The organism is Candidatus Palauibacter polyketidifaciens (genome assembly GCF_947581785.1).
In the GTDB taxonomy this organism is placed as follows: domain Bacteria; phylum Gemmatimonadota; class Gemmatimonadetes; order Palauibacterales; family Palauibacteraceae; genus Palauibacter; species Palauibacter polyketidifaciens.
Genome location: NZ_CANPVO010000013.1, coordinates 114657 through 137775 on the forward strand (window position 1 = coordinate 114657; position 23119 = coordinate 137775).

Sequence of the window (23119 nt, forward strand, 5' to 3'; positions counted from 1 at the left end):
CCCCGTAACGCTACGAGGAATCTGAAGCGGGTGCCAACCCGACCAAGCCACTTGTCGGACCGGCGGGATCCCTATCGCCGTACAGGATCGAGACGATTTCCGCCGCGGGAAGCGCGCGGACACGCCGGGCCAGTCGGTATCGTCGCATACCAGCGTGGACGATATCAAGGCGGTCGAGGTTCAGCGTCTCCAGCGCCGACCGCATGGATCGAGTGAGCCGGGGCGCTTCCGAGCGCTTGACCTCGAAGCCGTAGCGCCGCGCTCCGTCCATCACGAGGAGGTTGAGTTCCGCCCCCGTGTGCGTGGACCAGTGGAAGCACCGCTCCGGCGACGCCCGCAGCAGATGGGCGATCTGCTGGATGATAAACCCTTCCCACGAGGCCCCCACCTTGGGATGCGACACGACATCCGTCCGGTTGGTAAGCCCGAGCAGCGCGTGCAGGATGCCCGAGTCGCCGATGTAGACCTTCGGGGATCGCACTTGGCGCCTGCTGATGTTCTCGAACCAGGGCTGGAGCTGCCGCACCACGAAGACCGAGGTCAAGAGGTCAAGGTACCGCCGGACCGTCGCGTGGGAGACGCCGAAGGCGCGCGCGAACTCGGCGCCATTCCAGATCTGTCCGTGCCAGTGCGCGAGCATCGCCCAGAAGCGGCGGAGCGTCGCCGATGGGATGGTGCTCCCGAGTTCCGGGAGGTCCCGTGCCAAGAGCGTACGGATGAACCCGTCGCGCCAGCGGCGGCTGGCGGGTTCGGACCGGGCGAGGTACGAGCGCGGGAATCCACCGCGCAGCCAGAGTCGCTCCAAGTCCTCCACCTCGGCGAGGCCGAAGCCGTCGAGTTCGTGGAACGCGACGCGGCCGGCGAGCGACTCCGACGTCTGCCGCAGAAGTTCGGGCGAAGCGCTTCCCAGCACGAGGAAGCGGGCCGGAGGACCGGGGCGGTCCGCGAGGACGCGCAGGAGCTGGAAGATGTCGGGCAGCCGGTGGACCTCGTCCAGAACCACGAGGCCCGCGAGCGGCCGCAGTTCTAGCCCGGGATCTTCCAGCCGTGCTAGATCGGCGGGATCCTCCAGGTCGAACCAAGCCACGGGCTCGGAATACGCCGCCGCCAGTTGCCGGGCGAGCGTGGTCTTCCCCACCTGCCGCGCGCCCAGCAGGGCGACGACGGGGAACTCTCCCAGCAGCAGCCGGACGCGGCTCAAATCGTGCTCTCGGGTGATTGCCATCATTGAAATATGACTGGTTACCGATCAGATTTCAATGATGTGGCATCCGCCCGTTGCATTCTGGAATGCTCGATGGTCTGGGCCGGGGTACGATCGGCTCGCCGAGACGAAAATGTCCCGCATGACCTCGACCTCGGCCTTGCCGGCGGGAGAGAAATGTGACATTCTGTCGTCACCGTCCAAACTCTCCGCTTGTCGAGGCCAGCCATGTCCGCTCTCAGCCCGAGAGAACTTCGAGATCTTCGGGAAAGGCTCGGTTTCTCCCAAGGCGAGCTCGCGGACTGGCTCGCAGTAAGCCGACGGACGATTCAGCGATGGGAGAACGGCGACACGGCTCCGAACCATGCTACGGTGCTTGTTCTCCGCCGAGCCGCTGGCCGATCGGGCTCTCTTGGTATCGACGCACCAAGCTCCTCCGACTTCACGTTCATCGATCTATTCGCCGGCATCGGCGGCATGCGCATCGGTTTCGAGGCGAACGGTGGGCGGTGCATCTACACCTCCGAGTGGGACCGGTTCTGCCGGCAAACGTACACGGCGAACTTCCCCACGACTCACGCGATCACCGGGGACATTCGCGACGTTGGCACATCTGACATCCCCTCTCACAACCTTCTGCTGGCCGGATTTCCGTGCCAGCCGTTCTCGGTCGCAGGCGTGTCCAAGAAGAATTCGCTTGGTCGACCTCATGGTTTTGCCGACGAGACGCAGGGAACGCTGTTCTTCGACATCGCACGAATCCTGCGGGATCGCCGACCGACTGCTTTTCTCCTCGAGAATGTGAAACATCTCCGGGGCCACGATCAGGGCCGTACGATGGACGTGATTCTGAGAACCTTGGAAGATGAGTTGGGTTATGTCGTCACCACTCGCGTAATCGACGCGAAATCGTTCCTGCCGCAGCACCGCGAGAGAATCTTCATCGCGGGCTTCGCAGAAGACACCGGCTTCTCGCTGGAGGCCCTCGAACTCCCTGACTCGACAAGAGGACCGAAGCTCGAGAGCGTACTGCATTCGGAGGATGGTACCGAGGAGGCGGAACCGCCGTTCACGGAAGGCGAACTCGCTGCGGTGTCGGGGAAGTACACGCTAAGCGATCACCTCTGGTCCTACCTGCAGGAGTACGCACGCAAGCATAGGAGCCGCGGCAACGGATTCGGCTTCGGGTTGGTCGGTCCGGCGGACACGGCGAGGACGCTTTCCGCGCGATACTACAAGGACGGATCGGAGATTCTCATCCGCCAGAACGGCTCGAACCCGAGACGGTTGACCCCGCGGGAGTGCGCCCGGCTAATGGGCTTCGATGGACCCGGCCAGAACGAATTCGAGATTCCAGTGTCGGATACCCAGGCGTACAAGCAGTTCGGCAATGCCGTCGCAGTGCCCGTCGTTTCCGCGATCGCCGCCGCGATGGCCCCCCACATCGTTTCGCTGGCCACCACTTCCGATCAGCTCGAGTTCATGCCCAGACTCCAGACCGCCTGAAGATGACAGACATCGTAGACGCACGAACCCGTAGTGCGATGATGGCGGGGATCCGTGGCAAGGACACGAAGCCCGAGATGCTCGTTCGCCGCTTTCTCCATCGCTCCGGCTTCCGCATCCGGCTTCATCACAAGGATCTGCCGGGACGACCAGACATCGTTTTGTCGAGATTTCGGACGGTCGTCGAAGTAAGGGGCTGCTTCTGGCATCGGCACGAGAACTGCCCTTTCGCCTACATGCCGAAGTCGAACCGCGAGTTCTGGGAAGCAAAACTGAATGGGAATCGTGACAGAGATCTGCGTAACCGCCAGCTGCTCAAGGAGTTGGGTTGGAAGACCATCGAAGTCTGGGAGTGCGAACTTGGGGACGATCAGGTGCTGGAGGAGCTACCCGACCTCATCCGGGCCGGGCCTGTTGGGCTCCGTGGCCCCTCATGAGCGAACACCTCCTGTATTCTGGCTAGCTCCATGAAGCGCGGAGAACTGCGGGACTACTTCCTGGGGATTGGCGCAAAGTACCTGTCCGCGGTCGATGCTGAACCAAAAAAATCAAACCAGCATGAGATCGGTGTGACAGCGTTAATGCGTGAGCAGTTCCTCGGAAGTGAGCGAAGGCGCTTTGTCGTCCGGTATGTCTGGCTGGGACAGGGTTCGGAGACGCTCACGGCCTACGACACTGCCACCTACTACGACACCCGAGAAAACCAGCCTCACCGTCGCCCGGAATGGCGGCTCTATTACCCCGCCAACGCCGTCACGGAATCCATGAACGCGGGCGACACGTTATTCCTCGGGCTGCGCAAGGATGGAGCCCTCTACTTCATCGTGTGCCCACGCGGATCGACCAGCGAACAGCAGCTTTCGTGGCTCTTTGGTGTGCGCGCCGACGAGTCCTTCGTATCGCGAGATGTTCGCAGCGGCGAGCCCGAATTGGGTTTCGCCGCCGGATTCATCTTCGACGAACTCGGGATCGAGTTCGAAGAACCTTATGAGGCCGAACTCGACTCACTTGTCGAGGGATATGGTACCACGTTCCCGAAGACGGCTGAGTTTTCGGAACTCGCGCGCCGGAGCCTCTTTGATGTCGTGAGTCCCGAGGAAGACCCCGACGCTGCTCTTCTTGCTTGGTTGGATCATGAGGAAGCTCTGTTCCGATGTCTCGAGAGGAGAGTCGTTGCCGACCGTATCGAGCGCGGCTTTGTACGAGAAAGTGGAGTCGATGTCGACGGTTTCCTAGGCTTTTCTCTTAGCGTCCAGAATCGACGGAAGTCACGAATGGGCCATTCCCTAGAGAACCATGTGGAGGCGATTCTCGTGGCGGCCAAGATCTCGTACGTCCGCGGAGCCGTGACGGAGCACAATCACAGGCCGGATTTCCTGTTTCCCGACTCGGACGCATACCACGCCGCACCGGCCGGCGGGTCGGCATGCTTGGCGATGCTCGGAGTCAAGTCGACGTGCAAAGAACGCTGGCGTCAGGTGTTGGCCGAAGCCGAGAAAATCCCTCGAAAACACCTGTTGACGCTGGAGCCAGGGATATCCGAGCCTCAGACGCACCAGATGGATGCGTCCAACCTGCAACTGGTTGTTCCACGCGCCATCCATGCGAGCTACACCGATGAGCAACAGGGATGGCTGTGGAGCCTAGGGGAGTTTATTCGACACGTCGAGCGTGCGCCGGGATGATGGCACGTTGACGGGGGTCCGTAGGTTCGGGACGGGTCGAGCAGGCGCCGGGGCGGGAGCCCTCGCTCGTTCGCGAACCTTCACGGGAGTCTCAGCGACACCATGGGAACGGATCTCATCGCCGACCTCATCCTGTCGGCCACGTTGATCGGCGTTTGCGTCATCTTCTGCAGGCTGTCGCGCAACCTGCGCAAGGAACTGCGCGCTGAAATCCGCGGGGTGGACGAGCGCCTGGGCAACCGCATCGACGCCGTCCGCGCCGAACTCGTGGAGACGCGGGTGGCCGCGGCGGACCGGGTCGCCCGCGTCGAGGGGCACCTGTTCGGAGTCCACCCGCCCGATCCCGAGATCGATTCGAGCTGACGGGTTGCCCGCCGCCCGTCCTCGGGCCGACCTTCCCAACCTGCGAATCCCACAGGCGAAACTGCCCGATAGCCACCAGCCACCGGCACAAGGTGCGATCATGATCGATTTCGAGAGACTCCACGCGAACCGGTACGCCCGCCGCGGCGCCACCTCCCGCTTCCCCGCCCTTCTCCTCGCGGGGATGGCGAGTCTCGGCGCACTCGGCGTCCTCGGTACTCCCGGGGTGCTCGCCGCCCAGGACGGCGAGGATGACGAGGACGGCGCGCCCGAACTGAACTCCGGGTTCATCTCCGGCATCGGGTGGCGCAGCATCGGTCCCGCCATCGCGTCCGGGCGAATCGCGGACATCGCGGTGGATCCCACGGACCGGAGCGTGTGGTACGTCGCGGCCTCCTCCGGGAACGTGTGGAAGACGACGAACGCGGGAACGACCTGGACGCCGATCTTCGACGACTACGGCTCGTACTCCATCGGGGCTATCGCGCTCGACCCCAACGACCACCTCACGCTGTGGGTGGGGACGGGGGAGAACAACGGGCAGCGCTCGGTCGGGTACGGGGACGGCGTCTACAAGTCGATCGACGGGGGGCGCTCGTTCCGGAACATGGGACTCGAGACCTCCGAGCACATCGGGAAGATCCAGATCCACCCGGACGATTCGGATGTCGTCTTCGTGGCCGCACAGGGGCCGCTGTGGAACGCGGGCGGCGAGCGTGGGCTGTACCGAACGACCGACGGGGGCGAGACGTGGGAGCGCGTGCTCGAGATCGACGAGCACACGGGCGTGAACGAGGTCTATTTCGACGCGAGGAACCCGGACGTGATGTACGCCACGTCGTGGCAGCGGCGGCGCCACCAGTGGACGATGATCGACGGCGGGCCGGGCTCCGGAATCCACAAGTCGACGGACGGCGGGAATACGTGGCGCGAGATCAACCGCGGCCTTCCCTCGGGGGACAAGGGGCGCATCGGGTTCGCGATCTCGCCGCAGAGCCCGGACGTCCTGTACGCGATCGTGGAGGCGAGCGGCGACGCCGGGGGGACCTTCCGGTCGGAGAACATGGGGGAGAACTGGTCGCGGACGTCGCGCTACCAGTCGGGCGCGCCGATGTACTACCACGAACTGTATGCGGATCCGCACCGCTTCGACCGCATCTACTCGCTCGACACCTTCCTGCAGGTGTCGGAGGACGGCGGAGAGACGTGGGAGCGGTTCCCGACGCAGGGCGTCCACGTGGACCATCACGCGCTGACGTTCGATCCGGACGACCCGGACCACCTCATCCTCGGCAACGACGGGGGACTCTACGAGACGTGGGACTTCGGGGAGAACTGGCACTTCTTCCGCAACCTGCCGCTCACGCAGTTCTACAAGGTCGCGACCTCGAACGACGAGCCGTTCTACTACGTGTACGGGGGGACGCAGGACAACAACACGCTCGGCGGCCCCTCGCGGACGGCCGACAACGCGGGGATCCGGAACTCGGACTGGTACGTGACGCTGGGGGGCGACGGGTTCGACCCCGTCATCGACCCCGAGAACCCGGACATCATCTACTCCCAGCTTCAGAACGGCGTGCTGTCGCGCTTCGACCGCGTGTCGAAGGAACGGCTCGACATCCAGCCGCAGGAGGACGCGGACGGGCCGCCGCTGCGCTGGTACTGGGACGCGGCGCTCCACATGTCGCCGCACGACAACCACCGCCTCTACTACGGGGCGCAGATCCTCTTCCAGTCCGACGACCAGGCCTCGACCTGGCGGCCGATCTCGGGCGACCTCACGCGCAACCTCGACCGCAACCAGCTCGAGGTGATGGGGCGGGTGTGGAGCGTGGACGCGGTCGGCAAGAACCGCTCGACGTCCGTGTTCGGGCACATCGTGGCGGTCTCGGAGTCTCCCTTCGTGGAGGGGCTCATCTACGCGGGCACGGACGACGGGCTCGTGCAGGTGACGGAGGACGGGGGCGAGAACTGGCGCGCGGTGGAGAGCTTCCCGGGGGTGCCGGACACGAGCTTCGTGCACGACGTGGAGGCGTCGCTGCACGATCCCAACACGGTGTTCGCCGTCATCAACAACTTCAAGCGCGGCGACTTCCAGCCTTACGTGCTCAAGTCGACGGACCGCGGGGTGACGTGGACCTCGATCTCGGGGGATCTCCCGGAGAATGGACCCGCCTTCTCGATCGTGCAGGACCACGTGGAGCCGAACCTGCTCTTCCTGGGGACGGAGTTCTCGGCCTTCACGTCGGTGAACGGGGGCGAGTCGTGGATGGAACTGGGGACGGGGCTGCCGACGATCCCGGTGCGCGAGCTGGAGATCCAGAAGCGGGAGGGTGATCTCGTCGCGGCGACCTTCGGGCGCAGCTTCTACGTGGTGGACGACTACACGCCGCTGCGGGAACTCGCCGCGCGCTCGGACGAGATCCTCGCCTCGGACGGGCACATCTTCGACGTGAAGGACGGGGAGATGTTCCTGCGCTGGAGCCCGGGCGGGACGAACGGGGCGGACTTCTACACGGCGGACAACCCGGACTTCGGGGTCACGTTCACCTACTACGTGGGCGAGACGCTGCGGACGCGGGAGGCTGCGCGGCGGGCCGAGGAGAGGCGGGCGCAGCGGCGGGGGGAAGATACGCCCTATCCGACGTGGGAGGAGCTGGAGGCGGAAGACCGGGAGGAGGCGCCGAGGGTGTTCCTCACGATCCGGGACGACGACGGGAACATCGTGAACACGGTGAACGGGTCGACCTCGCGCGGCATGCGCCGGGCGACGTGGAACTACCGGTACCCGGGCTACAACCCGGTCACGGGCGGCGGCGGTGGCGGGGGCGGCTTCGGCGGGTTCGGAGGCGGGGGCGGCAACGGGCCCATGGCGTTGCCCGGGAGCTACACGGTGTCGCTCTCGCAGCGCGTGGACGGCGAGGTGACCGAGCTGGCCGGGCCGGTGCCGTTCGAGATCGCGCCCATGGGGGGCTCGGCGATCCCGCTCCAGGACCGGGCGGCGGTGCTCGCCTTCCAGCGACAGACCGGGGAGCTGCTCCGCGCCGTCTCCGGGACGCAGCGTGTGGCGGGGGCCGCGATGGCCCGCATCTCGGCCATGAAGCAGGCCCTGGACCGCTGGCCGTCGGCCGATCCGGCCCTCCGGCAGGAGGCCCGCGCGCTCGAGCTGCAGCTCCTCGACCTGCAGGAGACGCTGAACGGCTCGCGCACGCGGGCCTCCCGCGCCGAGCCCGAGATGCCGGGGATCGTGGCGCGCGTGAACCAGGTCGTGCGCGGCCACTGGAACGGCCTGCACGGCCCCACGCAGACGCACCGCGAGCAGTACCGGATCGCGAACGACGCATTCACCGCGCTCTATCCCGACATGCAGCAGTTGATCGAGGCGGACCTGCCGGCGCTCGAGGCGCGGTTGGAGGCGGCCGGCGTGCCGTGGACGACGGGCCGCGCGCTCCCCGACTGGCCGCCGAACGGGTAGGTGTCGGCTTTCGCGCGCGGGGTCGGCTCCGGTAACCCGGCGGGTGGCGGTCCCGCGTGAAGATCCTCTCGTACCTGTGGAAGACGATCGGGCCCCGGCGGGTGGGGCTCGTCGTCATGTGCGTGTACACCGCGTGGCTCGTCTTCTTCTACCGCTACCACTGGGTGGACGGAATCAACCTCCTCAACCACGAGGTCGGCCGCGTCGTCTTCTCGCCGCTGGCCCGGCTTTCGGCCGGCGGAGAAACGCTCGCCGTCCTGGCCGGACCGCTGCTTCAGCTCGCCGTGCCCCTCTACATCACGTACCGGCTGTGGCGGCGGGGGGAGGCGACTCCGGCGGCGGTGAGCGCGCTCTGGTCGGCCGAGAGCCTGATGTACGCGGCGGAGTCCATGGCCGGCGCGCACCGCCTTGCCCTCCCCGTGATCGGCGATCACTCGAACAACTGGCGCCTTCTCCTGGACCGCATCGGCGCCCTGGAGTCCGCCGAGCAGATCGGCCTCGCCCTCCACCTCCTCGCCAGCGCCGCCGCCGTCGCCGCCGTCTGGTGGGCCATCCGCCTCGAGAATTTCCGGACCTCTGAGTAGGGGCCACGGTACGGTCTCGAACCGGTGGGGTGGCGATCGTTCGCTCCGGCACAGATCATCTGGCCGGACTGATCACCCGAGATCGGAGGCACAACCTTGAAGCGAAGCAATCCCGAACCGGACTCCCGGCGATCTCCGGCTACGCTGCATGAACTCCTTTCTCGCTCTCCGCTGAAACACCTCGATTTCGAGGCAGAGGGAGTACGTAGTCCGGTGCGGGAAACGTGCGACTGGTTGACGCCCGCGCTCTCGCCCGGTACCGAACCCCCCCGGGGTGGGCCGCCGGTGACTACGCTTCGCGAGTTGCTTCGTGACCTCGACGATGCCCGGAGCGATCGGTGGTGAGGGACCACACGTCCTTGCGCTGGGCTGCCGTGTGCCTGGTGTGGGTCCTCTGGGCGGCGGTCCAAGCGACCGAACTCGGAGCGCAGGGGGTCGATCCCGCGGCGTACGAGCACTTGGTCGAGCCGCGGATCGTGGAGCGGGCGGACGAGCGGGTGTTGGAAGTGGGGGCCGTTGGCGATCCGGACGACGTGGGCAGCGCCGCGTTCGGGCTCCTCTTCCAGCTCTACTTCTCGAGCGGAGCGGCGACCGGGTTCACGCCCGCGGTCGCCCGCGCGCGCTGGCAGGAGGGGCTGGACGAGATTCCGAGGAGCGAATGGATCGGCCGCTACGCGCTACCCGTCCCTGAGGCCGTGGAATCGCTGCCGGAGCACACGCCGCCGGACGGCGTGACCGCCTCGATCACGACGTGGGAGTACGGAACCGTCGCGGAGATCCTCCACATCGGCCGCTACGACGCCGAGCAGCCCACGATCGAGCGCCTCAAGGCGTTCGTCGAGGCCGGGGGCTACGAGACGTTCGGCGGACACGAGGAGGAGTACATCGTCGGCCCGAGCATGGCCGGCCCCGGCAACCCCGACGAATACCGCACGATCCTCAGATACCGCATTCGCAAAGCGGATCTGGGCCGTGGTGGTGGGCCGTCCGGTCAGAGAGGTTTGTCGGGCCGAGAGGGATAGCGTGCCACGCCCCGCTGAGCGATACCGAAGGCGGCGGCGGCGAGCAACGTGAAGATGGCCAGCGTGACCACTCCAATGGCGATGAGGGCGTAGGGATGCTCCAGGAATGACCGGAGTGCGGCGCCGATGCCTTCGCGTTGCAGCAGGCCGAGCGCCCACGGCGCGACCCAGGCCAGAAGGACGACCATCGCCGCGATCGACCAACTGATGAGTCTCGTCAGTTCACAGGCCGCAGCGGCCGTCAGGCACCAGGCCGCAAGCGTGAGCAGCGCCCAGTACCCCAGCGCGATCTGAAACGGCGCCACCCCCACAAGCACCCCCCACTCGGCGGGCGGCTCGACCAGCATGAGCGTCACGCCGGTGGCGATCACGCCGGGCAACAACCCCGCGGCCGCCGCAAGGAAACGGGCCGCAACGAGATCGGCTACGGTCACCGGAAGGGACAGCAGGAACTCCAATGTCCGATCGAGCTTGTCTCGCATGACGGCGATGGGCACCGCCACGACCAACCCCAACGTCACGCCCATGACGACCACCAGGACGTTCTCGTCGGTGGCCCGTCCGATGACGTAGAACAGGACGAGACCGGCCGCCCCGGCAAGATACAGGCGCACCAACAGGGGCTTGGCGCGCTGGATTTCCACGCGGGTCAGGTCGCCGACATGCCGCAGGTTCAATGGGCGTCCAGAAGGTCGTAGAGGGCATCCGCCAGCGACGCGTAGTCGGCGCGCATGTGTCGCACGGCACGGTCGGCGATCATGGTTCCGTCGACGAGGACCAGCACGCGTTCGGCCAGCCATTCGACATCCTCGAGGATGTGGGTCGAGAACAGCAGGACTCTACCCGGGTCTTCGTCCAGGCTCTCGACGACGACGTCCATTAGGCGCCGGCGCATGACCGGGTCAAGGCCGGCCGTCGGCTCGTCGAGGAGCAGGACGCGGGGTCGGCAGGCCTCCGCCGACACGAACGCAACCTTCGCCTTGGTACCGCTCGAAAGAGTTCCCAGACTCGCGGCGTCGGAAATCTCCAGGCGATCCGTCAATCGCGCCTCGTAGTCGCGATCCCAGTTGTCGTAGAAGCGTGCAAGCAGGTCGAAGTGCTGCCGAACTGTCATTCCGGCGAATCCGAGGAGTCTTTCCGGCATCACGCGAACGTGATTGTGCAAGCCGGGGAGGAGCGTGCGCGTATCGACGCCTCCGAACCGCACGTCGCCTTCGTACTCCGGCAGCAACCCCGAGAGCGCCCGCGGGATCGTGGTCTTCCCCGCCCCGTTCGGACCGACGAGGGCCACGCGTTCACCCGCGGTCAGTTCGATGCTGAGTGGTTCAAGCTCGAACAACGGGTACTTGACCGCGAAGGAGCACAGCTCGATGTCGGGGTCTCGCGTAACGATCATCTCTTATGAACCTGGCGTTCATCCATCCACTGCTCTTCCAGCTGCCGGAGGGTCTCGGTGAGTTCCGAGCGCAGTCTGGCGAACTGCTCGCGGCGATCGGGGCGGCCCTGCAGCCTCAGGAAGACGGCGGTGTCCTCTCGCACCTCGCGGGCGAGTTCCATCCACAGCATCGCCACGAAGCCGCACGCGGGGGGCACCACGGCCGCCACCGCGGCGACCGTCCATCCCCCCACGAGATAGCCCAGCACGGGCCCCAGGATCCAGGCCGCACACGTCCCGGCCAGGAGCGTCCCCAGCTTGACCGTCGCGGTGACCTCGAGCTCGGGTTTCACGAGCCTGACGACGAAGCCGGGCAGCCGGACTATGGGAGCCCAGAGCAGGGATCCGGCCACCGCGAAGGGAAGCCCAAGCGCCAGGAGCGTTCCGCGCACGACGACGTACTTCGCGACCGGGAGGAAGCTGTAGCGGGGAGGCACGTCCCCTTCCCCGGCACGGAGCTCGTCGCTCAGCCGGGCATACCGCGCCACCTTTTCCACCAGGCGGCGGTGCTCCTCGGGGTGCGCCCGGCGGATCCATTCCAGGCCCCGCGCGAAACGCTGCAGGCGGGGGAAGCGCGTCCCCAGCGGCTCCCGGGTCCGCCACGGCACCCACCGCAATTCACGGACGTAGAGCTGCTCCGCCACCTCGACGAGAATCCGGTCTCGGGGGCGGCCGAAGTTCAGCGTCTCGCGGCGCACCCCCCGCTCGATCCGCTCGGTGAGCCTGCGCCCCGCGGCGACGGGATCCTCCCGGTACGCCTCCTTCAGGTCCGCGCACCCGAACGCCTTGCCGAACCGCACGGCGACCTCGGTTCTGGCCAACTCCTTGGCGGCATAGGTGATCCCCACGGGCGCGATCGACAGCCCGAGCCCCCAGTCGGCGCCCTCCTCCGCCTGCAGCGCGATCCGCGCGGTCCCCGTGCGGAACTCCGCCAGGCGCGCCTCGGAGTGGCTCTTGCCCTCGGGATAGATCTGGATGGCGCCGCCCCCGTGGAGCACGTCGACCGCCGACCGGAACATCTCCTCGTTGCGGTGCATTGCCTCGGGATCGTCCTCCCTGCGGTGGACCGGTATGCCGCCCAGCGCCCGCAGCATCGGACCCAGAAGGAACCGGTCGAAGAGCGGTGCGCGACCCAGCGGCCGCGTGATCCGGTCGCTGCACCGGAAGATCAGCATGGCATCGACAAGGCTGTTGGGATGGTTGGCCGCCACGATCAACGGACCGTCCGGGAGCGGAGGCCCATGCCGGTCCACGCGATAGAAGAGCGCGGCCGCGGTTCCGGTGATGCCGGCGATCAGCCTCGGTATCCGGTCCAGGTTTCCGCCTCCATCCCCCGTCGTGGGTCGAGTGCGGCGGCCTCTTCGCCTCCCGTCAGCGGCGGGCCGCGCGCAGGTAGCGTCGCCCGAGGCGAGCCATGCGCTCGTCGCCGAGTCCCTCCGCCTCGCCGATCAGATCCTCGATGTGCGGCGCCAGGGCGGGGTCGCCCCAGCCGTAGCCGGTCGCGGTCTCGGCGCTGTGCGTGTTGCCGATGTGGGCGCCCTCCAGGAGGGCCCGCGCGGCGGCCGCGTCGAAGCGCGGCGACTCACGCGGCGGGAGCGCGTAGCGCGGCTCGGGTTCGTGCGTCGCGTCTTCGTTGACGAAGGCTCTGGACATCGCGACGTGGCTCGCTTCGGGGGTCCGGCCCGGGACGGACCTCCCCGGACGCGGGACCTTTCCTCGACTAGTGGACGACCGCTCCGGCCCGCGCCTGCACCGGGGCCGCGCCGCCCGTGCTCTTGATATAGGCGTAGGGGTCGTGCTCGATCGCGCCCTCCGGCAGGAACTCCCACAGCGGCCCGAGATCGTGCTTCACGCGGTCGATGTAGAACTGCGGCAACTCCTGCGTCTCGCCCTCGAAGTAGTCCCGGAACTTCCGGTCCGACTTGAGCTTGTCGCGCACGGTCGTGTAGTAGGCGATCCTCCCGTTCCCCTCCGACGAGAGTGCGCGCACGGCGTTCAGGAGCCGTGGGATGCCGCCGCGGTTGGCCCTCAGCCGACGCCAGACCGCCCGCTTCGAGAAGCTGTACTGCGTGAGGTCGATGACGTGGTCGTAGAACTCGATCCACTCGTAGTTCTTCGGCTTGAGGTTCATCGCGTGATTGTTGTTGAGGAAGTGGAACGGGAAGCCGAGCACCCGCCCTTCCTGCTGGTATTCGAGGTTGAGGGGGGCCGCCTCTCCGAACGACGTCAGCAGGGAGTAGCCCGGGAAGGCGGCGGGCGAGGCATCCAGGAACTTCTTCGTGAGCTCGAAGGGCTCGGGGCCTTCGTCACAATCGAGACCCATCACGAAGTTGGTCTGGAGATAGGGGATGTAGCTCGTGATGAGGTTGGAATGGTCCGACACCTGGCGGACCTTCTCGAGCCCGTGACGGTTCCGGGACTTCGACTTGTTCCCCAGCATGTACCACGACTCGACGCCGGGCAGGATCGCACGGAAGCCGGCTTTCGCGAGTCGCTTGAGCCGCGGCTCCCCGAGCAGGGAGAGGCTGCTCTCGGCGATGAACTCGATCGTGCCGGGGGGGACGGCCTCCTCGATCGCCCCCAGCACGTCATCGAAGCGGACCCCGAAGTTGGGGTCGTGCCAGCCGACGATCGGCCGCTTCATCTTCTTCGCGAGGAAGCGGAGGTCGTCCCGCATCTCGTCGAAGTCGAGCGGCTGGTAGGGAATGACCGAATCGATGCAGAAGCTGCAGGTGTACGGGCACCCGAGGCTGCCGAGCATGGGGACGATCTTGAACAACGGTGCCTTGTTGAGCGTCGGCTCGATGAACTTCCAGCGTGCGCGCACACCGGGCAGGGACACCGGCTGCGTCTCGGCCGTCACGTGGCGGCCCAGGGGCCGCTGCGGCTGGCAGTCGTCGAGGACTCCGTTGAGCACCTCCTTGTCGGTGAAGCCGAACACGTAGTCGAAGTACTTCTGAGCGTCCTGGGGATAGCAGCGGGCGTGCGGGCCGCCGATACAGGTGACGGCCCCCCGCTGGCGGAACATCTCGCTGATCGCGTAGGCGAGTTGGGCCCCCTGGGAAAACGCGCTCACGAAGAGCAGATCGATATCTTGCGGGAGTTCCTCGACGAGGTCCTCGAAGCCGGTGTAGCAGACGAGGCTCACATCGTGCCCGGCCTCCTCGCACCACGCGCCGAGAACCTGCGGCATGATGCTCGCGAGGTTCGCGTGCATCACCTTGGCGTACAGCGCCTTCGTGGGACCCTTCGAGACCAGGTCCACGATACCTACGCGGAGCTTGCGCAACGGCGATCCTCTCGGAATGGGGGCACGCGCAGCCGGGTCGAGCGCGCAGCGGAATCGAGTAAACTAGGTTCGGGCCACGCCCTGCGGCAATCGACCGGCGGGCGACGGCCCGCTAGCATGCCTCCTGGTTGACGCGCACGTACTCGCGCACGAACTCGTCCAGCATCCGGCCGACCAGACTCGTGACGGGATCCCCATCGCGTCCGAGATAAAAGCCGATTCCCTGTTGCGGCGTTTCCCACGTCGGGGCCCAGTTCAGCCACTCCGGCGCGGCGTCGGGGGAGTCCGCCGGGCGCCCGGCCCCTCCCGGCCGGGGATCGCTCTGCTGGTCGTACACGAGCTTCAGGAGACGCAAACGGATGACGTAGACCGTCACCACAGCGCTTGGGGAGAGTCTCTGCGCGCTGACGAAGACGGACAACTGGAGCGTGGATCCGCCCGCGCTGCCGGCGGGGGCGTCGATCCCGGCGGCTCGCAGCCGGCTCGTCGCCATGCCCTCCACGGCGGGTGTCGTGATGCCGGCGGGCCCGCCGGTGTTGGTGACGAAGACCTCCACCGGAACGGGGCGGCAGGCCGTGAACAGGGCGAACCGATCCCGGTTTGAGGGAGAGCCCTGGGCGGCCGCTTCGGCCGGGGCCCAGAGGCCGAAGACGACGGCTGGAACGAGCAGCTTCCGGGTAATCACGAACGGTTCACGATCGAGAGAGGTCCTTGCCCGACGAGTCGCCGACCATCTAGGAATGGACAACCTGATCCCGTCGGTTCCCTTTGCGCCAGATTCGGAGGAGAATCCGGATGTCCAATTCCGCAGATCGACGCTGCCGCGTCCGGAGGGTGATTCCCGCGCCCCCGGAGGCGGTGTTCCACGCCTGGACCGAACCGGATCGCATCCGGCGGTGGTCCTGCCCTCCGGGCGGGACGATCCGCGAATCGCAGGTCGATCTCGTCCCCGGGGGATCGTACCGCCTCCTGATCGAGGCGGAGGAGGGGACGCTCCATACCGCGTTCGGAGTGTACCGCGAGGTCGACGCCCCGAACCGGCTCGTGTATACGTGGGACTGGGAGGAGCCGGAGGCCGCGGTCGGCGAGACGCTCGTCACGGTCGAGTTCCGGGCCGACGGAGCGTCGACCGAGGTCATCGTCGTGCATGAAGGCTTCCCCGCCGCCGAGGCCGCGGAGGGACACCGCCTCGGGTGGACATGGTCGCTCGAGCGCCTGGAAGATCTCCTCCGCTGAACGCCTCTCCCACCCCCTCGGCCCGGGCGGCGACCGGCCTTTCCGCCCGGGGGATCTTCGCCTTCTGGGCCCCGCTGGCCGCCACATGGCTGATGATGGCGTTCGAGGGGCCCTATCTGGCGGCGGTCGTCGCGCGGCTGCCGGAGCCCACGCTGGGGCTGGCGGCCTACGGCGTCGCGATCGCGCTCGCCGTGCTGATGGAGGCGCCGGTCATCATGCTGCTGAGCGCCTCAACGGCCCTCGTGGAGGACGCCGTCTCCTACCGGCGGCTGCGGACGTTCGCGCACGGGCTGAACGCCTTCTCCACGCTGATGCTCCTCGTCGTGCTCGTGCCGCCGGTGCACCGCGGGCTCATGCTGGGGGCGCTCGGGCTGCCGGAGGAGCTGGCGCGCCTGACGTACGGGGCGCTGTGGTGTTTCCTGCCATGGCCGGCCGCGATCGGCTATCGGCGCTTCTGGCAGGGCGTGCTCATCCGCTCCGGGCGAACGCGGCTCGTGGCGGGCGGGACGGTCGTGCGGCTCGTCTCGATGTCGGTCGGTGCGCTCATCCTCGCCATCGCCACGGATCTCCCCGGCGCCGCGGTCGGGGCCTCCGCGCTCTCGTTCGGCGTCGTGATGGAAGCGGCGGTCGCGCGCTGGATGGCCCGGGACGCCATCCGCGCCCTGCTCGCCCCGACCGGCCGGCCGGCGGAGGCGGCCGACCCGGTGACGGTCTCGTCGGACCCCCATGACATCGCCGAGATCGGCCGCGTCGGCGTCTCGACCGCCGATCCGGCGTCGGCCGCGGGGACCGGCGGCCGCGAACTGGGCTTCGGTGAGATCGGACGCTTCTACCTGCCCCTGATGCTCACCTCGCTGATCGGCATCGCGATCCAGCCGATGCTCACCTTCTTCATGGGTCGCGCCGCGTCGCCGGTCGAGTCGCTCGCCGTGTTTCCCGTCGTGCACTCGCTCGGGTTCATCTTCCGTTCCGTGGGTCTCAGCTTCCAGGACGCGGTCATCGCGCTCCTGGGCCGACGGAACGAGGGTTACGAGGAGATCCGCCGCTTCGCGATCGGTCTCGGCGCGACGCTCTCCGGCATCCTCGCGCTTCTCGCGTTCACCCCGCTCTCGCAGCTCTGGTTCGTCCACGTGTCCGGCCTCACGCCCGAACTCGCCTCCTTCGCGATTCCGGCCGCCCGGGTGCTCACCCCCGTCCCCTTCCTCGGCGTCCTCCTCTCGCTCCAGCGGGGCACGCTGATCCGGCATCGGACGACGGGTCCGATCATCGTCGGGACCGCCGCGGAGATTTCGGCCGTCGCCCTCGTGTTCGTCGCGGTCGGCTGGGGGCTGGGCTGGGTCGGCGCGACCGCCGCCTTCACCGGCTTTCTGTTGGGCCGCCTGACCGCCAATATCTATCTGACGCCCAAGGTGCGGGCGGCGAGGCATGAAGCGGCAACAGCGATCGAGGGGGCAGGGAAATGATCCATCGAGTTCGGGTCGCGGCGGCGGCGGCAGGGTTCGCGGCGGCGGCGACGTTCATCGGCTCCGCGGAGGCGGAGGCGCAGGACCACACCGCGTCGACCGACGTGCTCACCATCGAGGAATGGACGGTGCCCTACCCCGACAGCCGTCCGCGCGACCCGTTCGTCGGGCCGGACGGCCGCGTCTGGTTCGTGGGACAGGCCGCGCACTACGCCGCCGTGCTGGACCCCGCCACGGGGGAGTTCACGCGCTATGACATGGACGACGGCACGGGACCCCACAACCTGATCGTCGACGATGACGGGTTGGTCTACTACGCGGGCAACCGGGCGAACCACATCGGAATCATCGATCCGGCCACGGGCGAGATCGACAAGATCATGATGCCGGACGAGCGGGCGCGGGATCCGCACACGCTGATCTGGGACGACAACGGGGACATCTGGTTCTCCGTGCAGGGCGGGAACCTGGTCGGCTTCCTCGACAAGGCGTCGCGGGAGGTGCGGCTGGTGGAGGCGCCCGAGGTGGAGACGCGCCGCGGGATGGGCTCGAGCCGGCCCTACGGGGTCAAGCTGGACTCGGAGAACCGGCCCTGGATCGCGCACTTCAACACGAACCTGATCGGGATGGTGGAGCCGTCCTCGTTCGAACTCATCGGCTACGACCTGCCCGAGGGCGCGCGGCCGCGCCGCCTGGTCATCGACTCGAAGGACCGGATCTGGTACGTCGACTACAGCCGCGGGAAGATCGGTCTCGTCGAGGAGGGCGGCGGATTCCAGCGGGAATACGACCTGCCGGCGGGCGAGGAGTCGCGCCCGTACGGGGTGGCCATCGACAAGTACGATGTCGTCTGGCTCGTCGAGACGGGAATCCAGCCGAACCGGTTCGTGGGCTTCGATACGGACACGGAGGAGTTCGTGGGCACGCTCGACGTGCCGAGCGGGGGCGGCACGATCCGGCACATGTACTACGATCCGGCCACGGATTCGATCTGGTTCGGGGCGGACGTGAACACGGTCGGCCGAGCGGTGGTGTCGCCGCGCTCGCGCTGATGTCCCCGCCGGGGCCCGCGGCCGCGCTCTGCGCCGCGGGCCTCTTCGCGCTGGTCGCGGCGCACGGCCCCCCGCACATCGAGGGGCCGCCGCCGGGCCACACGGGAGGCTTCGGGGAGCCGACCTGCGCCACCTGTCACTTCGGGGCTCCGCTCAACGAACCGGGGGCCGCGCTGCAGGTCGTCGGACTCGAGGGCGGCTACCGTCCCGGCCAGCGCCACCCGGTGACAGTCCGTTTCGAGAGCTTCGACATGCTCTCCGCCGGTTTCCAGGGAGCGTTCCGCTTCGAAGACGGGGATCGGCGCGGCGCCGGGGCCGGCGGGATCCGGCCGCTCGACGACCGCGTCACCGTCGTGCGCGGGGAGGGCGGCGACACGGAGTACGTCCAGCACACCCGCGCGGGCTCGGCGCCGACGGACGGCGTCGCCGAGTGGACCTTCGAGTGGCGCGCTCCCGACGCCGACGCCCCGGTCGTCCTGCACCTCGCCGCAAACTCCGGAGGAGGCGACGACTCCCCCCTCGACGACCTCGTCTACACCCTCTCGATCACGGTCCCGCCGCGCGGACGCTGACGGCGGTCACACGTTCCCGCGGGAACGTCCCATTCGGCCAGTTCCGCCACTGGCCGGTTCCGACGTTCCCGCGGGAACGTCTCCGAACCCACTTCGGCCTTCAGCCGGGGGGGAGCGCCTTCGGGCGCCAGAGGCCGATCAGGCGGCTGCGGCGGGCCGAGCGCAGTTCGGTCCAGTCGTCGATGTCCAGTTCCACAGCGGCGAGGGCGGCGGTCGGCATGTACTCGCCCTCGCCCGTCAGGTGCCAGACGAGGGAGGTAATGCCCGGGTTGTGACCGACGAGCATGAGGCGCTCCGCCGTTCCCCCCATCGCCTCCGCGACCTCGATGTAGCCGTCGGGAGAGGCGCCGTAGAGGTCGTACGTCGTCTCGATCTCCACATCCGCGCCGAACTCCGCCGCCGCGAGTTCCGCCGTGGTGCGCGCGCGGACGGCGGTCGAACTCACGATGCGGTCGGGCACGAGGTCCTGCTCCGCCATGAACCGGCCCAAGCGGGGCGCGTCGCGGCGGCCGCGGGGGTTGAGGGGGCGGTCGTGGTCGCGGAGGCCGGGATGGTCCCAGGAGGACTTCGCGTGCCGGAGGATGAGCAGGGTCTTCATGTGATCACGGGAGTCACGTGCGTCGCGTGCGTCACGGGCGTCACCAGCGGATCGGGATCACGAGCATGGTCGCGACTCCGAGGAGGATCGTCGCCAGCCAGAGCAGGAAGGCGTAGCCGAGGATCTCCCCGAAGCGGCGCCGCGTCACCGCGAGGATGGGGAGCGCCCAGAACGGGTGGATGAGGTTGAAGGCGGAATCTCCGTACGCGTAGGCGAGGAGCACGGTCATGACGGACACATCGAGCGCCTCTCCGGCGGGGATCACGTACGGCGCCTCGATCATCCACTTGGAGCCCGCCGAGGGGATGAACATGCTCATTATCCCCGAATAGACGTAGACCACGAGGGGATAGAGCCGCGTCGTGGCGACCGCGGCGAACTGCTCGCCGAGCCAGCTTCCCAGGTTCGTGTTCTGGATGACCCCGAAGATGCCGGCGTAGAACGGGAACTGAAGGATGATTCCCCACGCCGAGGTCACTCCGTGGCGGCAGGCCCGCAGAAACGACGTCGGCCGGCCGTGGAGGAGGAGCGCCACGGCGAGGAAGACCGTGTTGTACGCGTTGATCGTCCAGCTCGCGCCGAAACCGCGGGTGACGATCGAGTGGATGAGGGGATACGCGAGCAGGACGGCGGCGAGCAGCGTCCAGCCGCGGAAGCGGTCGAGGCGCTCGGCCGGCGTCGTGCCCGCGCGCGCCGGCGGCGGGGGCGCGGGGAGGATCTCGTCGACCTCCGCCTCCGTGAGGGTGACGGCGTCGCGGTGCGGGTGGAGCGCCATCGCGGCCACGAGACCCACCAGCAGCATGACGGCGGCGTAGCCGAGGTTGAAGGGATGAAAGAGCGTCTCGGTGACCGGATAGAGACGGTCCACGACGGGAGCGCCGGCGCCGGGCTCGAGCAGGGGGTTGCCGGGCGTGGCCATGATGAGCGGGGCGGAGCTGGAGAGGCCGCTCTGCCATACGGTCCCGATGCCCATGTAGGCCGCGGCGATGACGAGGCGCACGTCGGCCCGCGGGTTGCGCTTGAGGATGAACGGGACGAAGAGCGCGGACCCTACGAGCCCGAATGCCCAGTTGAGATAGCCGGCCACCATCGAGAATCCGGCGGCGAGGGCCACCGCCTGCACGGGGCGTTCGGGGTTCGGGAGGCCGGCGAGGCGGTCGAGCATCCGGTACATCGGGGGGGACGAGGCACACGCGTGGGCCGCCACCATGATGATCGAGAACTGCATCGCCAGTTCGAGCAGCGTCCAGACGCCCGCGCCCCACGCCAGCCCCGCCTCCGGGATCGAGGCGCCGCCCCCCGTGACCGCGAGGAGGAGCGCGACCACGGTGAGCGACATGAGGATCACCCACGCGTCCGGCACCCAGCGTTCCGTGACGCGGGAGAGCGCCGCGCCGCTCTCGCGCAGCCGGTCGAGCGGACTCCCGCTCATGCCGTTCGGCGGATCGGGCTACTCCCGGGGCGGAGAGGCGTCCGGCGGAGAGGCCTTCGCCGGGGAGGCGTCCTGAGCAGGGGCTTCGGCCGTGGCGGCTTCCGGCGCGGGCGAAGCGTCGGCTTCCGGCGCGGGCACCGCGACAGCGGCATCCGCGGGCGGCGACGCGCCGAAGGCCGTGGCCGGCAGCACCTCCCGGAAGGACTCGCCGTAGAGTTCCCACACGGTGATGAAGAGCGCCGCGACGATGGGGCCGATGAGCACGCCAGCCATGCCGAAGGCGATGAGCCCGCCGAGGGTGCCGAGCAGGATCATCAGATCCGGCATCCGGGTGTCGCGCCCGACGAGCCAGGGGCGCATGAGGTTGTCCAGCGTCCCCACGACGAGGCCGCACCACAGAATCAGCCCGACGCCGCCCCCGATCCGGTCCGCGGCGATGAGGTAGATCGCGGCGGGCAGCCACACGAGCGCGGACCCGATCCCCGGCACGATCGAGAGGACCGCCATGACCGTGCCCCAGAAAGCGGCGGACGGAATCCCGACCACCCAGAAGGCGAGCCCGGCCAGCGCGCCCTGCACGATGCCGATGAGAAACGTCCCCTTCACCATCGCCCGCGTCACCGAGACGAAGCGGTCGAGCATGCGGCGCTCGTCTTCGTCGGAGAGCGGGAGGTAGTAGAGGACCTTGTGCAGCACGACGCGGCCGTCCTTCAGGAAGAAGAACATGGCGTACAGCATCAGCAGCAGGAGGAAGACGACCCGCACGGTGGCCGTCGTGACGCCGGCGAGCCAGTCGACCACCAGGCCGCCGACGGATCCCGCGACTTCGCCCAGCTTCTGGAGGAGCTGCTCCTGGTACGGTCGCAGCGAGTCCAGCCAGGGAATCCGGTCGAGCAGTTCGTCGACCCCGCCCGGCTGCCGCAGCTGGGCCTGCATGTCTTCGATCCAGGGGCCGGCCGACTGCGTGACCTGCACGGCCTGGTTCGCGACGATGCCGAGGAACGCCGTGACCGGCCCGATGAGGAGGATCACGAACAGTCCGACCGCGGCGAAGGAGGCCAGCCCCTCCCTTCCGCCGAACCACCGGCAGAGGGTGCGGTAGGCCGGGTACATGAGGCCGCTGAGGATCGCCCCCAGGAAGAGCGCCGTGAGGAACGTCCGGATCATCTGGAGGAAGAGGAGGCTGATCCCGACGACGAGCAGGAGAAGGAAGATGGCCCGGAAACGTCCCGGATGAAGGGGCGGGCTCCCGCCCGCGTCACCCATTATGGGCGTCGGCACTGAGGTCGGCGCTGATGTTCGCGGTGGCGTCGGAGTCGATGTCGGCGCTGAGGTCGCTGAGGAGGCGGCCCGTCGCGGCCGCGCGCTGCGTCCAGAAATCCGCGACTTCCGGCGCCGTGGTCCCCCCGCGGTCGTGGAGACGCGTCCAGTCCCGCGCCTCGCACGCGAGCCAGTCCAGGGTCGCGCGCGGGCCCTGCGACATCATGCACCGGAGAATGTAGGCGCGCTCACCTACGCGGAGACCGAGACCGAGGTCGCGCGCGGCTCTCGCGAGGTCCGCGCGCGTGAGGACGAGTCCGCTGCGGACCGGGCTCAGGAGGGCGTTGAAGAAGCTGTCCCCATCCGTCCGGCGCGGGTCGGGCACCGGTTTCGCCTCGCGCAGCGCGAGCGGGCGTCGCGTCGGCGGCCCGAGGCGAGCCGATTCGCCGAAGAGGAGGGCCTCGAGCGTGTCGGCCCACTCCCGATAGAACGGGGGCGCGATCTGCCGCAGCTTGGTGAGGAAGGGGAGGACCCACGAGAGGAGGTGCTCCCAGAGGAAGGCGTGCCGCGCATCATGGCAGGCCTGCGCCGTCTTTCCGTTCCCGCTCTGCTGAGCTTCCACGAGCCAGGCGTAGCCTCCGAGCAGCGCCCGGAGGTGGTCCGGATCCTCCGGGGGCGTCGTCCCGAGCGCGCGCCAGAACCCGGCGACGCGGTCGCGCGCCTCCCCGCCCATGTGGCCGTCGGTGCCCAGAAAGGCGGAGGCGTACGGATAGAGCTGGAAGAGGAACAGGTCGTTGTGCGTGGGCTCGTCCGGCACCGGGCCCAGCTCGAGGAGGTGGCCAATGAGCCGATTCTCCCCGCAGGGGCCATCGAGAAGCGCGCCGAGGGCGCGAAAAAGCTCCATGGCCTAGCTGTCCGTGGTATGTCCCGCGCCGGCGGC

General features: G+C 68.1%; 22 protein-coding genes. 11 read left to right on the forward strand and 11 right to left on the reverse strand.

Annotated features, from left to right (window positions below):
- Positions 1-10: 10 nt before the first annotated feature.
- Complete coding sequence (locus RN729_RS02700) at positions 11-1201, reverse strand: ATP-binding protein (RefSeq protein ID WP_310782134.1); 1191 nt, start codon at positions 1199-1201, stop codon at positions 11-13.
- A 231-nt stretch (positions 1202-1432) separates the two neighbouring features.
- Here RN729_RS02700 and dcm point away from each other — a divergent pair, with 231 nt between their 5' ends.
- The 7 genes from dcm to RN729_RS02735 all read left to right on the forward strand — a co-directional run bounded on the left by dcm (position 1433) and on the right by RN729_RS02735 (position 9842).
- Complete coding sequence (gene dcm / locus RN729_RS02705; RefSeq protein WP_310782135.1) at positions 1433-2710, forward strand: DNA (cytosine-5-)-methyltransferase; 1278 nt, start codon at positions 1433-1435, stop codon at positions 2708-2710.
- Positions 2711-2712: 2 nt separating this feature from the next.
- Positions 2713-3147, forward strand: coding sequence for a DNA mismatch endonuclease Vsr (vsr, locus tag RN729_RS02710; protein ID WP_310782136.1), 435 nt, complete (start codon positions 2713-2715; stop codon positions 3145-3147).
- Positions 3148-3177: 30 nt separating this feature from the next.
- Positions 3178-4395 (forward strand): type II restriction endonuclease, encoded by a 1218-nt coding sequence (locus RN729_RS02715; RefSeq protein ID WP_310782137.1) that lies wholly within the window; start codon positions 3178-3180, stop codon positions 4393-4395.
- A gap of 102 nt (positions 4396-4497) precedes the next feature.
- Positions 4498-4758: a hypothetical protein gene (locus tag RN729_RS02720; RefSeq protein ID WP_310782138.1), complete on the forward strand. Its 261-nt coding sequence runs from the start codon at positions 4498-4500 to the stop codon at positions 4756-4758.
- 100 nt (positions 4759-4858) lie between these two features.
- Entirely contained in the window at positions 4859-8236 is a 3378-nt protein-coding gene (locus RN729_RS02725) for a hypothetical protein (RefSeq protein ID WP_310782139.1), read from the forward strand.
- 56 nt (positions 8237-8292) lie between these two features.
- Positions 8293-8820 (forward strand): hypothetical protein, encoded by a 528-nt coding sequence (locus RN729_RS02730; RefSeq protein ID WP_310782140.1) that lies wholly within the window; start codon positions 8293-8295, stop codon positions 8818-8820.
- 341 nt (positions 8821-9161) lie between these two features.
- Positions 9162-9842 (forward strand): hypothetical protein, encoded by a 681-nt coding sequence (locus RN729_RS02735; protein ID WP_310782141.1) that lies wholly within the window; start codon positions 9162-9164, stop codon positions 9840-9842.
- Here the strand turns inward: RN729_RS02735 and RN729_RS02740 are convergent.
- From RN729_RS02740 to RN729_RS02765, 6 genes are all read right to left on the reverse strand, one after another.
- Complete coding sequence (locus tag RN729_RS02740; RefSeq protein WP_310782142.1) at positions 9812-10519, reverse strand: ABC-2 transporter permease; 708 nt, start codon at positions 10517-10519, stop codon at positions 9812-9814. The two genes, RN729_RS02735 and RN729_RS02740, sit on opposite strands and share 31 nt — an antisense overlap.
- Positions 10516-11238 (reverse strand): ABC transporter ATP-binding protein, encoded by a 723-nt coding sequence (locus RN729_RS02745; protein WP_310782143.1) that lies wholly within the window; start codon positions 11236-11238, stop codon positions 10516-10518. Before RN729_RS02745 ends, RN729_RS02740 begins: the two co-directional genes overlap by 4 nt.
- Positions 11235-12530, reverse strand: a complete 1296-nt coding sequence (locus tag RN729_RS02750; protein ID WP_310782144.1) for a 1-acyl-sn-glycerol-3-phosphate acyltransferase — start codon at positions 12528-12530, stop codon at positions 11235-11237. The genes RN729_RS02745 and RN729_RS02750 overlap by 4 nt, the downstream gene beginning before the upstream one ends.
- A 118-nt stretch (positions 12531-12648) precedes the next feature.
- On the reverse strand, positions 12649-12930 hold the full coding sequence (locus tag RN729_RS02755; protein ID WP_310782145.1) for a hypothetical protein: 282 nt from the start codon (positions 12928-12930) through the stop codon (positions 12649-12651).
- Between the two features lie 67 nt (positions 12931-12997).
- Positions 12998-14542: a hypothetical protein gene (locus tag RN729_RS02760; RefSeq protein ID WP_310782146.1), complete on the reverse strand. Its 1545-nt coding sequence runs from the start codon at positions 14540-14542 to the stop codon at positions 12998-13000.
- Between the two features lie 136 nt (positions 14543-14678).
- Positions 14679-15251, reverse strand: coding sequence for a hypothetical protein (locus tag RN729_RS02765; RefSeq protein WP_310782147.1), 573 nt, complete (start codon positions 15249-15251; stop codon positions 14679-14681).
- Between the two features lie 110 nt (positions 15252-15361).
- Between RN729_RS02765 and RN729_RS02770 the strand changes: the two genes are divergently transcribed.
- Genes RN729_RS02770 through RN729_RS02785 form a run of 4 tightly spaced genes read left to right on the forward strand, consistent with a single transcriptional unit; the run spans position 15362 to position 18889 of the window.
- Positions 15362-15802: an SRPBCC domain-containing protein gene (locus RN729_RS02770; RefSeq protein WP_310782148.1), complete on the forward strand. Its 441-nt coding sequence runs from the start codon at positions 15362-15364 to the stop codon at positions 15800-15802.
- Positions 15766-17265, forward strand: coding sequence for a hypothetical protein (locus RN729_RS02775; RefSeq protein WP_310782149.1), 1500 nt, complete (start codon positions 15766-15768; stop codon positions 17263-17265). The genes RN729_RS02770 and RN729_RS02775 overlap by 37 nt, the downstream gene beginning before the upstream one ends.
- Complete coding sequence (locus RN729_RS02780) at positions 17262-18317, forward strand: hypothetical protein (protein WP_310782150.1); 1056 nt, start codon at positions 17262-17264, stop codon at positions 18315-18317. The genes RN729_RS02775 and RN729_RS02780 overlap by 4 nt, the downstream gene beginning before the upstream one ends.
- A complete protein-coding gene (locus RN729_RS02785; RefSeq protein ID WP_310782151.1) occupies positions 18317-18889 on the forward strand; it encodes a choice-of-anchor V domain-containing protein in 573 nt (190 codons plus the stop codon). Before RN729_RS02780 ends, RN729_RS02785 begins: the two co-directional genes overlap by 1 nt.
- 100 nt (positions 18890-18989) lie before the next feature.
- Here the strand turns inward: RN729_RS02785 and RN729_RS02790 are convergent, their stop codons facing one another.
- Genes RN729_RS02790 through RN729_RS02805 form a run of 4 tightly spaced genes read right to left on the reverse strand, consistent with a single transcriptional unit; the run spans position 18990 to position 23083 of the window.
- Entirely contained in the window at positions 18990-19487 is a 498-nt protein-coding gene (locus RN729_RS02790; RefSeq protein WP_310782152.1) for a histidine phosphatase family protein, read from the reverse strand.
- Positions 19488-19527: 40 nt separating this feature from the next.
- Complete coding sequence (locus RN729_RS02795; protein WP_310782153.1) at positions 19528-20919, reverse strand: TIGR00366 family protein; 1392 nt, start codon at positions 20917-20919, stop codon at positions 19528-19530.
- A gap of 18 nt (positions 20920-20937) precedes the next feature.
- Positions 20938-22185 carry an AI-2E family transporter gene (locus RN729_RS02800; protein ID WP_310782154.1) on the reverse strand — a complete coding sequence of 416 codons (1248 nt, stop codon included), beginning with the start codon at positions 22183-22185 and terminating at the stop codon, positions 20938-20940.
- On the reverse strand, positions 22178-23083 hold the full coding sequence (locus RN729_RS02805) for a molecular chaperone TorD family protein (protein WP_310782155.1): 906 nt from the start codon (positions 23081-23083) through the stop codon (positions 22178-22180). Before RN729_RS02805 ends, RN729_RS02800 begins: the two co-directional genes overlap by 8 nt.
- Positions 23084-23119: the final 36 nt, after the last annotated feature.